The following is a 12,556-nucleotide window of genomic DNA, read 5'->3' on the forward strand; positions in this document are numbered from 1 at the left end:
ACCACGACGGGTTGCCGGTCAATGCTCTGGCGTTGGGGGTAGTCAGCGGCCGGCGGGAGTCGCCGTCTGCAGAACCTGGCCGAAGACTTCGTCGGGGTCCAGGCGGCGGAGTTCTTCGGCGAGGCAGTCGCGGAGGCTGCGTCGGGGGAGTGAGATGCGTTGGGCTGGTTGGCCGGGTTGGGTGAGTTCGGCGATGGAGAGTCCGGGGCGGAAGAGTTGGACGTCGCCGCCGGGTCGGCTGAGGCGGACGCGGCGGATCCCGGTTCCGGCGGGGTCCGCGACGATGGTCACGGGGGCCTCCAGGGACAGGGTGAGCCAGGCCGCGAGGAGGATGGTGGAGGGGGAGTCGGAGGCGCCCTCGACCGCGACGGCTGTTACGGGGGAGGGGTCTACCTGGTCCAGGACCGCGGCGAGCTGGATCCGCCAGTTCGTCAGCCGGGTCCAGGCCAGGTCGGTGTCGCCGGCTTTGTAGGTGGCGCGGATGTTTTCCAGGGCCTGTTGCGGGTCCGGTTCGTTCGCGGAATCGGTGATCCGGCGGTGCGCGATCCGCCCGATCGAGGTTTCGCAGGCGTTTTCCGGGGCGCCGTGCGGCCACCACGCCACGATCGGGGCGTCCGGCAACAGCAAAGCCGCGACGAGGGACTCGGACTCGTGCGCGAGCTGGCCGTAGCCGCGCAGCACGATCACCTCGGACGCGCCGGCGTCCCCGCCGACCCGGATCTGCGCGTCCAGCCGGTCCGGGGCGTCCTTGCCGGCGTCGGCGAGGACGATGATCCGGCAGGGGTGTTCCCGGCTGGCCTCATTCGCGGCCTCGATCGCTTCTTCCTCGAGCCCTGAGGTGGTCACGACCACCAGGGTCAGGACCCGGCCCAGGGCGATCACGCCGCCCTGCTCGCGCAGGGCCATGATCTTCTTGGACACGTTCGAGGTGGTGGTGTCCGGCAAATCAACAATCATGGCCTTCTCCAGGTTCGTCCGTCACGGGCCAGCAACTCATCGGCGCTGGCCGGGCCCCAGGAACCCGGGGCATAGGGCTCGGGCTGTTCGTTCAGTTCGGCCCAGTAGTCCTCGAACGGGTCAAGGATCTTCCAGGACAGCTCCACTTCCTCATGCCGCGGGAACAACGGCGGCTCACCCAACAGCACGTCCAGGATCAAACGCTCATACGCCTCGGGGCTGGATTCGGTGAACGAATGCCCGTAGCCGAAGTCCATCGTCACGTCCCTCACTTCCATCTGGGTGCCCGGGACCTTGGAGCCGAACCTGATGGTCACGCCCTCATCGGGCTGGACCCGGATCACCACAGCGTTCTGCCCGAAATCATCCTCGCCATGATCCCGGAAGAGCAGGTTCGGGGCGCGTTTGAACACCACCGCGATCTCCGTCACCCGCCTCCCCAAACGCTTGCCCGCACGCAGATAAAACGGCACCCCGGCCCAGCGCCGGGTATGGATATCCACCCGGATCGCCGCGAACGTCTCCGTCATCGAATCAGCAGGGATCCCCTCTTCCTCCAGGTAACCCAGGACCTGCTCCCCGCCCTGCCAGCCACCGGCGAACTGCCCCCTGGCCGAATGCGCCGACAGGTCCTCCGGGAGCTTGACCGCGGCGAGGACCTTTTCCTTCTCCGCCCGCAAATCATCAGCATTAAACGAGATCGGCTCTTCCATCGCGGTCAGCGCCAACAGCTGCAGCAGGTGGTTCTGGATCACATCCCGCGCCGCGCCCACACCGTCGTAATACCCCGCCCGGCCGCCCGTACCGATATCCTCAGCCATCGTGATCTGGACATGGTCCACGTAGTTCGCGTTCCACAACGGCTCAAACAACTGGTTCGCGAACCGCAACGCCAGAATGTTCTGCACCGTCTCCTTACCCAAATAATGATCAATCCGGAACACCGCGTCCGCCGGGAACACCGACTCCACAATGTCGTTCAGCTTCCGGGCCGATTCCAGGTCATGACCGAACGGCTTCTCGATCACCACCCGCCGCCACTTATCCCCCTCGGCCTGCGCCAGGCCATGCTTGGACAGCTGCCGGCACACCTGCTCAAACGCTTTCGGCGGGATCGACAAATAAAACGCGTGATTCCCACGCGTGCCGCGGACATCATCAAGTTCCTTGATCGTCTCGCCCAGCCGCTCAAACGCGCCGTCATCATCGAACTCGCCCTGGACAAAACGGATCCCCTCCGCGAGCTGGTTCCACACCGCCTCATCAAACGGCGTACGGGCATAGGCCTGCACCGAGGCCTTCACCTCCGCAGCGAAATCCTCCTTGTCCCACTCCCGCCGCGCGAACCCGACCAACGCGAAACTCGGCGGCAACAACCCACGATTCGCCAAGTCATACACCGCCGGCATCAACTTCTTCCGCGCCAAATCACCAGTCACCCCAAAGAGCACCAACGACGACGGCCCCGCAATCCGATTCAACCGACGATCCCGCGGATCCCGCAACGGATTACGCCCCGATTTCCCCGGACGCGATTCATATGTCCTGATGGAAGAGCCCGCAGTGCAAGAGGATGCAACGGTGGGGGACGCCAAAGCAGGCGCCGGCGAAGGGGCGGAAGGCGAAGCCTGTGCCGGAATAGTGGGGGAGGGCAAAATGGAGGATTGGGGGGTGTGGGACAGCAGATTCGTAGCAGACATTGCGGCTTTCTGTTCCTGGCATGGATGCGGCGGCCTGCACCTATATATAGGTGCAGGCCGCCGCCGTCCCGATAACGGTGTACTAGATGATGGCGGCCTTCAGCTCTTTCGCTGCGAGGGCCGGATCTGCGGCGCCGTAGATGGCACCGCCTGCTACGGCCACGTCAGCGCCTGCACGCTGGACAGCCTCAATGGTGCTGAGGTTGACGCCACCGGCAACCGAGAAGGGAACGCGGGCCTCTTCGCCTGCACTGAGCAGCCCGTTGAGGTCAAAGCCGGGCTGCGCCTGCTCATCCAGGCCCGCGTGGAACTCCACGAAGGTTGCGCCGAGTGCACGTACCTCTTTGGCGCGGGCAACCTTGTTCGGAACGCCGATGAGGTCCACCACGATGCCCTTGTTGTGCGCTTTTGCGGCCTTGACGGCACCTGCGATAGTGGAGTCGTCAGCGCTGCCGAGAACGGACACCAGATCGGCGCCGGCTGTGAAGGCAATGTCGGCTTCAAGCTCGCCGGCATCCATCGTCTTCATATCAGCAAACACGGTCTTGTCCGGGTGGGCAGCCTTGACGGCGGTGACGGCACCCAGGCCGGCGGCTTTGATCAGGGGCGTGCCGAGCTCAATGATGTCAACGTATTCGGCAACCTTGCCGGCCAGTTCGAGGGCATCCTCGACGGTGAGAAGGTCCATGGCAACCTGAAGTTTCATAATGTTTGTTTTCTTTCTGTTGGGAACTGCGTGATTTTTGGAACGACTGTAGAGAAAAGGAAGGGTGCGTTGTTACTCGAGGTTGGCGTGCCGCAGCCAGAGTTGCTCCGCCGGCACATCTGCGTTGCCCCAAAGCGTTTGGAAGACGGCTTCGGTGGCCAGGAAAAGCACCTGCTCGAAGAGGCTCCCGGAGTACTGACGGGAGACCCCTGATCCGTGGTCTGTCTTTTGCTGGGCGGGGATAATCACCAGCTCGTCGCTGAGACCTGCCAACGGCGATCCCTGGTTGGTGGTAAACGCCGCGACGCTTGCCCCCGCGCTGACTGCAGTTTCTGCTGCCTTCACCACACCGGAAGTGGTGCCGGAGCCGGAAGCAACCAGGAGCAGGTCACCGGAGCTGATCGCTGGGGTGGTGGTATCACCAGCCACATGGACAGTCAGGCCCAGATGCATCAAGCGCATGGCCGCCATCCTCAGGACGAGGCCGCTGCGGCCTGCCCCGGCGACAAAGACGCGGTCTGCCTGGCCGATTTTCGCTGCCAGTCCGGCCAGTTGCCGGTCATCGATCCGTGCGGCTGTGTCAGCAATCTCGTTCCGGACGAGTGACAGGTTGTAAGCAATGGCGCCGACAGTGTCTTCCACTGTCGATGCACCGGCTGTTGTTGAATTCACTGTGTGCGTTCCTTCATTCGTCATCAGCGACACTGTGCCAGATGAGAAGCTTTTCATTCTCTGCTACTTATCCTGTCCAAGATCCGGGGTAGGCGTAACGCTGATTTAGAACGGTTCTGCCTACACTTTCGGATAGTTGGCTGTTTCCGGGTAGTCTGGCCGGATGAACACAGCCGGAAAGCCACTCGACACAGCGCCGGGCCCTGCTCTCCTGGATGCGACGTGGGCCCTCCTGAACGCGGTGTCGGCCGTGGCCCAGGCCCCCCTCACCTCCATCGCGGAGCGTTTGCGCGAGGCGCTGCTTCCCTTCGCGGCCGGAAGCGCACTGGTGATTTTCACAGAGGACTGCACGGGGCGTCCGCAAAAGAAGGCTGGTGAAGAAGGGATTATTTCCCGGGTGTCCATCGCCGAACTGCAGGGCCTGCGCGCGTCCCTGACTGATGGACGTCCCTGGCTGGGGGAGGCCGGGATAGCGGGGGAGCCACGGCCGGTACTCGCAGTTAGGCACGTGGCCAGCAACGCCCTGCTTGTTATTACTGATCCCTGCCTGGACGAGAATGATCTGGACAAGGATGCGGCGGCACTGGACGCGGCGCTGGAACTGGTGCAGTACTTTTGGCAGCTCGCAGCCCAAAGGATCCAGGAAAAGGTTAAGGACGCTCCGCCGTCGTACCTGCTGGAATCACGGGCGGCATCGGCCGAGCGGATCCGCGTCACGGCCGAACTGGTGGACCAGCATTCCACAACCCTGGAAACACAGCTGGCCGCCCTTCGATCTTCGTCCCTGGACGACGCCGCCGCGCGTTCGTCGGTTACTGCGCTGACGGCCAAGGCACTGGTGGGGCTACGGACTCTCAGTGACCGCACAGCCGACCTGGTGGAGGAGCCGGTTGCAAAGGCCTTCGAACGCCTGCGGGAGGACCTGCGGCCGCTGACCCGGTTCAGCGGCATCAACGTCCAGTTCATTGAACCGCCCCTGGGTGGGAGGGCGCTTCCCGGTGAGGTTGCCCACGCGGCGAGGGCGATAGTCAGGGGACTGCTGCTGGCGATGATGGAACAGCCGGAAGTCAGGCGGGTCCGGGCACAGTGGGACTGCGACGGGGAGAACCTGCTGATAAATGTACGCGACGACGGCCTCGGCGCGCTTTCAGCCGACGCCCCGAGTATTGGCCGGTTGGACCGCCGGGTCCAGGCGCTGTCCGGTCGCATGCAACTCGACGTCATGGCCGGCTGGGGTGCCGACGTCAGTGTCACGCTGCCGTTGGACCCTCCAGCTCTGCCTGCCGGTGATGTGACGGCCTGGAACCTTGCCGCCCGGGAACTGGAAGTCCTTCAGCACCTGGCTGCCGGGAAGCGGAACCGCACCATCGCGTCGGCCCTGGGCATTAGCGAGAACACCGTGAAATTCCATGTGCGGAATCTTTTCAGGAAGCTCGACGTCGGTTCACGCACCGAGGCAATTGCCCTGGCCAACAGCCACGGCCTGCGCTGACGCTCCCTTCTGCGCCACACCCGGTTGGACCTATCCCTTCGGATAGACGACGCGCTGCCTTGGGCTGTGGTCCCGCGTTCACCCGCTGGGCACGCGTACGGATCCGTGAAGTGCAGTGAGGACCTGGCGCACCATCTGCCCGGCGGTGTTGACCTTAAGGAAGACGGCAATACCGCCGTAGGTCAGGTCCAGGACTATGCCGCCGAGATCGACAGCGCTGATGTCGATGTCCCTGTCCGGAAAGAGCCTGCTGCGCAGGAGCTCACCCACCTCTTCCCACTGGCTGGCAAAGAGCTGCCTTTGCCGGTCAGTCAGGGTGCCATCGCGCTGCGCCCGGCGCAGCATTTCGATGGCGATGATGCCCCACTTCTGTTCCTCGGCGCGTGAATCGCTCCACTCGGCCACGACGTCTATCGCTTCTTCAGTCGTTTGGACACCTTTTAGCCGCCGGGTCAGGTCCCGCACGTCGTTGCCCGCGTTCCCTTCCAGCAGCTGTTGAAGAATGTCCTCCTTGGAGGCGAAGTTTGAATAGAACGCACCTTTGGAGAAGCCTGCTTCTTCGGCGATGCGTTCAACGGACGCACCGTCATAGCTGTAGCGTGCCACCACGTCGCCTGCCGATTTCAGGAGCTTCTTTCGTGTCAGTGCCTGGCTCTGTTCCCGTGTCAGCCGCGCCATTGGTCCCCCTTATAGTCGTTTCCACCCGCCGGCCCCATGATGGGCGGGGTCCCGGGCAAACGATGCCCGGAAGTTCACTCAATCAGGCCGCCCTAGGTGCGGCTGCTCCGCTCGCCCCCGTCGCGGTACGCAGCTGGCCAGATGCCATGGCGGCCCGGGGACAGAATGCCGTTTGGGTCCACGGCGTCCTTCAGCTTCTCGACGAAACGCCGGTAGGCATGTCCATTGAACGAATATTGGTCTGCCGCAAGGTCCATAAAATCGAGGTGGGGGCGGCAGACGCCGTAACCAAGACTGCCGAGCCGGGAAACCATCAGCTTGACGACGTCGAACGCGTTGCGCACCGCGTCAGCGTTCGTTTTGTCGTAACGAACGCCCGCCAGGACAATCCCTGACCTCTCGCTGGTCAGCATTATGGCTGCCGAGAAGTTCAGGCCGGCCGCCTCGAGATGCCTGCGAATCTCGTCAGTGACCAGGCGCACCTCGGTGCCCTGCATCGGCACAATCGGGGAGAAGTCGACGTGCGCAATATGGTCGGGAGTGTTTTCAATGGCCTTCAGTGTGGGGATGCCCGCCATGATCTGGTCAGCCGAATAGACAATCTCGTCGTACTCATGGGGGGCGTAGGTGCGGGGAGCGTCAACGCGTCCACTGGGGATCTTGGCCCACGCGTCCTGGATGCGGCGAAGCTTGATTCGGACTATCTCGGCGTCACCCCAAACCGCCGCCCGCGTTGCCCAGGCGCCCACTCCTGCCCGTTCGCCGATCTCCCGGACCTCGTTGGCCGTGAGCTGCGTGAGGCCGCCAGCACCCGGCTCATCGCGAAGCATAACGGCGGCGCGCAGGGATGAATACAATGTCGGAACCCCCTCCAGGTGGCCCTCGATCTTCAACTCCCGGAGCGTATCTATCGCGAGCTCCAGGTCCATGTCCTCCCCGATCGAGAGCATCACCGGGGCGTAGGCCTCGGGCAGGCGCTTCAGCCAGACACCCATCCTGGTGACGATACCCAGATTCGACTGCACAAACAACGGATCCAGGGACGGCCCAAGGCTTCGCTTGTAGAGGTGCCACACCTTGCTGCCCGGTACCGCGCCGGCACCGGTCCGCAACAGGTCCCCGTCCGGCAGTACCACCTCGAAGCCCGTCGGGAACATGTAGTCCGCGCCGTAGAACTGGTAGGTGTGCCCGCTGTCCATCGAATTGCCGATGACCGATCCCCAGCCGAGGTCGGGACAGGGCACCATGAGGCTGTAGCCGGCCGCTTTCACTGCGTCGTAGAGGTCGAACCACCGTACGCCCGGCTCAACCACCGCATAGGCGAGCTCGTCATTGATCTCGAGTATCCGGTTCATCTTCTGGAAGCCGATTTGGATGGACCCCCGTACCTTGGGCGACGGGCCGCCGTGTCCGACGTTACGGCCCTGGCTGTGCGGCCACACGGGAATCCCGTACTTGTTGGCGATCCGCATGATTTCCTGCACCTGTTCCGTCGACGTCGGCTGCAGGACCGCCGACGCGGCGTACGTCTCGTCTCCGGGGAGCCAGTAGGGGTCCTTGAACTCGTCCACCCTGGCGCGCTCAATGTGGACCGATTCCTTGCCAACTACCGCTGAAAGCTCACGGATCATGTCGTCCGGGATGGTCGGGAGGTCCATCGCGAGGTTGTTCATGTCTTTCTCCTTTGAAAGATGGACCGTCCCGAGGCGAACGGGAGGGTATCGAAACATATGCGAAATAGTATTGGGATACTACATGGTATCCCAGCCGCACCGTTCAGCGTCAACCCTCCATAACCCCGGCGGCCCTTTCCCGCATCCCTCTGCGCTCCATTGACAAGAATCCCGCACAGAGATACCGTTCAGTATCTGAATGCCGAACCGTATCTAAAGCGGCACAACAGGCACCAAGAGACAGCTGCGATGGAGGAGATATGTCGACAGAATTAACAGGAGACAACCTGTACAGGGATCCCTATCCCGTCTATGCCCGGTTGCGCCGGGAAGAACCGGTGGCCTTCTTTGAGGGCACCAAGGAATACTTCATCACCCGTTTCGATGACTGCCGTGCAGCAGGATCCAATGACCGGGTTTTTGGCCCGTCGGCCAGCCCGGACAGGCCAGAGGCCCGTGTTATGGGTATGCCGAACGTGCTGAGCATGACGGGTGAAGAACACAGCGGTCTTCGTGAAGCGATCGACCAGAACCTGACCCAGGAGGCGGTGCGCCGTTTCGTTGACGCACTGACCCGGCCGGTGGTGAAGCGGTACCTTGCCGAGCTGTTGCCGCGCGGCGAGGCAAACCTCACGGCCGACCTCTTCGAACCGATTTCGGTCCGCTGCATCGGCGATGTCATTGGACTCACTGAAACGCCTAACGAGACGTTGGTGGAATGGTTCCACGCGATGAGCGCAGGCCTGCAGAACGTCAATGACGACCCCGCCGTATGGGGCCGGCTGGACCGGGCATTGGTCGATATCGATTCCCAGTTGGGGGATCTGTACGAGCGGGCGGTGTCAAAGCCCAACCACACGCTGATGAGCCATGTGATGCATGGCGGCATGCCGGAGGGCAAGGTGCGCAGCGTCGAAGAGATCATGCCCACCATGAAGGTCATCATTCTGGGTGGCCTTCAGGAGCCGGGCCACGCTGCTGCGAATGCTGCCGCAGGGCTCCTCCTGGATCCTGAGCAGACCCAGGCCATGGCTGCCGACCCCAAGGAACATGCCCTGCGCGCGTTCGATGAGGGCTTGCGCTGGGTCTCACCCATTGGCGTCACTCCACGCGTTGCCGCCAAAGACGTGCAGATCTCCGGCACACACATTCCGGCCGGCTCTTCAATCGCCATTGTCATGGCGTCGGCCAACCGCGACGAGAGCCGTTTCGAGGACCCGGACCGTTTCAACATGTTCCGGAAGAAGCGCCCGCACTTCTCCTTCGGCTTCCGGCCGCATTTCTGTTCCGGCCATGCGCTTTCCCGCGCCATGGGCGAGATCGCGCTGGAAGAAGCCTTCCTGCAGCTGCCAGGTCTTCGCCTCGATGACAGCCGCGAGATGAAGTTCAAGGGCTGGCGGTTCCGTGGTGTGTCAGACCTCCCCGGCACATGGAACGCCTGAACACGCTGGCCATCGATTGCCATGGCCACTTCACCACGGAGCCGCCGGAGTTCCACGCGTTCCGGAAAGCCCAGATCGCCTTCGCTGAAGGACGATCAGAAGAACGGCCGCTGTATACGGGCATCCCGGACGACGAGCTGCGCAGGATCATCACGGACAACCAGCTTCGGATCCAGCAGGAAAGGGGATCGGATTTCACCATCCTCTCGCCGCGGGCGTCCGGAATGGGCCATCATGTACCCGGCCAGGAAACGGCGACGGACTGGGCCCGCCTGTCCAACGATACGATCCGGCGAATCTGTGAACTCTTTCCGCTAAACTTCGCCGCGGTCTGCCAGTTGCCGCAAACCGTCGACGGCGGCCTGGGCCCCGTCGTATCCGAACTCGAACGCTGCGTCTCCGCCGGCTTCATTGGATGCAACATCAACCCCGATCCCTCCGGCGGGCACTGGTCGGCTCCGCCGCTCTACGATCCGTGGTGGGACCCACTCTGGGAAGCCATGACCAGGCTCGACGTCCCGGGCATGATCCACGTCTCCGGCTCCTGTGAACGCGCACTGCACACCACAGGGGCGCACTATCTGGCTGCCGATACCGCCGTTTTTATGCAGTTGGTCGAAGGGGATCTCTTCGAACGTCACCCAAACCTGCGCCTGATCATCCCCCATGGCGGCGGCGCCGCTCCCTATCACTGGGGCCGCTACCGGGGCCTGTCCATGATGCTGGGTAAGCCGCCCCTTGCCGAGCACGTGATGCAGAATCTGTTCTTCGACACCTGCGTCTACCACCAGGCGGGGATCGACATGCTCTTCCGGGTGGTGGAGCCGAAGAACATCCTCTTCGGCTCGGAACTGCTGGGAGCGGTTCGCGCCGAGGACCCCGAAACTGGCCACAGCTTTGACGACACCAAACGCTACATCGACGCGCTGAACCTCGATCACAACATCCATCACGCTGTCCTGGGCGGAAATGCCCGGCAGGTCTACCCGCGGCTCGACGCACTGCTTACGGCACAGGGCCGCTAGGGACGTCCAACTTTCCGGAACATAGGAGTTCTCACCATGACAACATCTTTGACTCAAGTGCGCCTTGCGGGAGGTGCCCAGGGCTTCAACTGGCTTCCCGTATTTGTCGCTGAAGAGCAGGGCCTGTTCGAACGGAACGGGCTGACGATCGAATATCTGAAGCTTGGATCCGTGGACAAGGCGACCACCGCAGTGCGTGAAGGCACAGCAGACCTTGCCATCACCCCGCCGGAAGGGGCCATCGCGGACTACGTCTCCGGCGGCAACCTTCGGATCATCGGCGCCAACGCCGTCCGCCTTCCGATGTCGCTGGTGGCACGGCCGGACATCGCCGGCATCCAGGACTTGCGCGGGAAGCGGATTGGAACATCTTCCCTGACCGAGGGAACCGCAATCTACACGCAGATGATGCTTCAGCAGGAGGGCCTGAGCTACCCGGCTGACTATGACTTTGTCCTTGCCGGTGTTCATACCACCAGGTGGACGGCGCTGAGGAACGGCGAGATCGATGCCGCACCCCAGCCTGCTCCATGGAACTTCCTTGCCGAACGCGAGGGGTACCGCCTGATCTGCGAGACGAATGACGTGATCCCTGAGCTTGTGTTCGCGGCCCTCATCGGCAATGCCGGCTGGGTCTCTGCGAACCCGGAGACGGTGGGCAAGCTCGTGGCAGCGCTGGCCGAGGCCCACGACTTCGTCAATGATCCCTCCAACGATGCCGTCACCCTGCCGATTTATCAGCGGCTGACGACACCCGGAGACGTGGAACTGGCCACCAAGGGACTCGCTTACACCCGTGACATGGGGATGTGGCCGGGCAATCTCCACATCCTGCCCACTGCGCTGCAGGCCACCTTTGACCTGATGATCCGCGTCGGGTTGCTGGGGTCCGAACACCGAACCACAGCGGAAGGCGCGTTCGATCCCGGCTTTGTCCGGCAGCTCACCGCACCGACGCCGACGACTGCCTAAAGGAAGGGAAACGTCATGGCAAAAGTAGTGACAGAAACCAAGCGGACCGGGGCCGGGATCTGCGAAGGATTCGCCGCCCTCGGTGTGGCCACCGCGCATGAAGCACAGAACCGGACCGGGCTGCTGGGCGCCCGGCTGCGCCCCCGGCAGTCAGGAACAACCATTGCGGGGCCGGCACTGACCTGCGAGGTGGCACCGGGAGACAACTGGATGATCCACGTCGCCCTGGAGCAGGCGCAGCCGGGAGACATCCTGGTGGTGACACCGACGTCCCCCTGCGATGACGGCTATTTCGGGGATCTCCTCGCCACCTCGGCGATGGCCAGGGGCATCCGGGGACTGGTCATCGACGCGGGAGTTCGCGACGTGGCCCAGTTGCGCGCCATGGGATTTCCTGTCTGGAGCAAGGCAGTCAGCGCCCAGGGAACAGTGAAGGAAACGCTCGCCGACGTTCAGGTGCCCATTGTTTGCGGCGGCGCCCTGATCACCCCGGGAGACGTGGTGATCGCTGACGACGACGGCATCTGCGTAGTGCCGCAGGGCAGCGCAGCCGCGGTGCTTGGGAAGGCCCGCGCCCGCGCCGCGATGGAGGAAGAGAAGCGGCAGCTCTATGAGGCCGGCCACCTGAGCCTGGACGTCAACGACATGCGGCCCCGACTAAAAGAGAAAGGCCTTTTCCATGAGCAAGCCTGATGCGCCCGCTGTCCCACGCCGGGTGGTGACCGGCGTCAGGAACGGCAGATCCGTCGTCGTCAGCGACGGCCCTGTTCCCAATGCCCACCACTACACGTCCATCCCGGGCATGATGACCTCCGTCCTCTACGCGACCGCCGCCTCACCAAGGCTTCCCCAGCAGGAGGTGGAGACCGCGCCGTTGCGGATGCACGTGCCTCCGCCACCTGGCGAGACCCGGCTGATGATCGTGACCTTTCCGCCGGATTCCTCGCTGGCCCTGCCCGGGTTTGATCCCGTCGCCGCCGATGCCGAACAGCGGGAATTCATCCCTGGCCTGGCCGAACTGTTCGAACAGGACGCCCCCGGAATGCACAGGAGCGAGACGGTGGACTACGGCGTCGTCCTCGACGGCGAAATCTGGCTTGAGCTGGACGAAGGAGACCGGACGCACCTGCGGACGGACGATGTGGTGGTTCAGTGCGGCACCAGGCACGCCTGGCGGAACGCCGGCGACCGCACCGCGAAGATGCTTTTTGTACTGATCGGCGGTGAGCGGAAATGACG

12 protein-coding genes are annotated in these 12,556 nt (G+C 63.4%); 6 read left to right on the plus strand and 6 right to left on the minus strand.

Annotated features, from left to right (window positions below):
- Nucleotides 1-42: 42 nt before the first annotated feature.
- From M1E17_RS11840 to hxlB, 4 genes are all read right to left on the minus strand, one after another.
- Nucleotides 43-957 carry a glucose-6-phosphate dehydrogenase assembly protein OpcA gene (locus M1E17_RS11840; RefSeq protein ID WP_457962246.1) on the minus strand — a complete coding sequence of 305 codons (915 nt, stop codon included), beginning with the start codon at nt 955-957 and terminating at the stop codon, nt 43-45.
- Nucleotides 954-2,462, minus strand: a complete 1,509-nt coding sequence (gene zwf, locus M1E17_RS11845) for a glucose-6-phosphate dehydrogenase (RefSeq protein ID WP_457962247.1) — start codon at nt 2,460-2,462, stop codon at nt 954-956. Before zwf ends, M1E17_RS11840 begins: the two co-directional genes overlap by 4 nt.
- A gap of 277 nt (nt 2,463-2,739) precedes the next feature.
- Nucleotides 2,740-3,363 (minus strand): 3-hexulose-6-phosphate synthase, encoded by a 624-nt coding sequence (gene hxlA, locus M1E17_RS11850; protein ID WP_457962248.1) that lies wholly within the window; start codon nt 3,361-3,363, stop codon nt 2,740-2,742.
- 72 nt (nt 3,364-3,435) lie between these two features.
- Complete coding sequence (gene hxlB / locus M1E17_RS11855; protein WP_457962249.1) at nt 3,436-4,035, minus strand: 6-phospho-3-hexuloisomerase; 600 nt, start codon at nt 4,033-4,035, stop codon at nt 3,436-3,438.
- Between the two features lie 163 nt (nt 4,036-4,198).
- Between hxlB and M1E17_RS11860 the strand changes: the two genes are divergently transcribed.
- A complete protein-coding gene (locus M1E17_RS11860; RefSeq protein ID WP_457962250.1) occupies nt 4,199-5,527 on the plus strand; it encodes a LuxR C-terminal-related transcriptional regulator in 1,329 nt (442 codons plus the stop codon).
- Nucleotides 5,528-5,605: 78 nt separating this feature from the next.
- Here the strand turns inward: M1E17_RS11860 and M1E17_RS11865 are convergent, their stop codons facing one another.
- Both M1E17_RS11865 and M1E17_RS11870 read right to left on the minus strand, forming a co-directional pair.
- The gene (locus M1E17_RS11865; protein WP_457962251.1) at nt 5,606-6,205 is read right to left on the minus strand and encodes a TetR/AcrR family transcriptional regulator; all 600 of its coding nucleotides are present in this window, start codon (nt 6,203-6,205) and stop codon (nt 5,606-5,608) included.
- 92 nt (nt 6,206-6,297) lie between these two features.
- Nucleotides 6,298-7,878 (minus strand): FAD-binding oxidoreductase, encoded by a 1,581-nt coding sequence (locus M1E17_RS11870; RefSeq protein ID WP_457962252.1) that lies wholly within the window; start codon nt 7,876-7,878, stop codon nt 6,298-6,300.
- A 260-nt stretch (nt 7,879-8,138) separates the two neighbouring features.
- Here M1E17_RS11870 and M1E17_RS11875 point away from each other — a divergent pair, with 260 nt between their 5' ends.
- The 5 genes from M1E17_RS11875 to M1E17_RS11895 are packed head-to-tail and all read left to right on the plus strand — an operon-like array spanning nt 8,139 to nt 12,554.
- Complete coding sequence (locus M1E17_RS11875; RefSeq protein WP_457962253.1) at nt 8,139-9,320, plus strand: cytochrome P450; 1,182 nt, start codon at nt 8,139-8,141, stop codon at nt 9,318-9,320.
- Nucleotides 9,308-10,345 carry an amidohydrolase family protein gene (locus tag M1E17_RS11880; RefSeq protein WP_457962254.1) on the plus strand — a complete coding sequence of 346 codons (1,038 nt, stop codon included), beginning with the start codon at nt 9,308-9,310 and terminating at the stop codon, nt 10,343-10,345. Before M1E17_RS11875 ends, M1E17_RS11880 begins: the two co-directional genes overlap by 13 nt.
- Before the next feature lie 36 nt (nt 10,346-10,381).
- A complete protein-coding gene (locus tag M1E17_RS11885) occupies nt 10,382-11,317 on the plus strand; it encodes an ABC transporter substrate-binding protein (protein WP_457962255.1) in 936 nt (311 codons plus the stop codon).
- 15 nt (nt 11,318-11,332) lie between these two features.
- Entirely contained in the window at nt 11,333-12,010 is a 678-nt protein-coding gene (locus tag M1E17_RS11890) for a 4-carboxy-4-hydroxy-2-oxoadipate aldolase/oxaloacetate decarboxylase (RefSeq protein WP_457962256.1), read from the plus strand.
- Complete coding sequence (locus M1E17_RS11895) at nt 11,997-12,554, plus strand: cupin domain-containing protein (RefSeq protein WP_457962257.1); 558 nt, start codon at nt 11,997-11,999, stop codon at nt 12,552-12,554. Before M1E17_RS11890 ends, M1E17_RS11895 begins: the two co-directional genes overlap by 14 nt.
- Nucleotides 12,555-12,556 lie beyond the last annotated feature (2 nt).

It is taken from the genome of Arthrobacter sp. D1-29 (assembly GCF_054130585.1).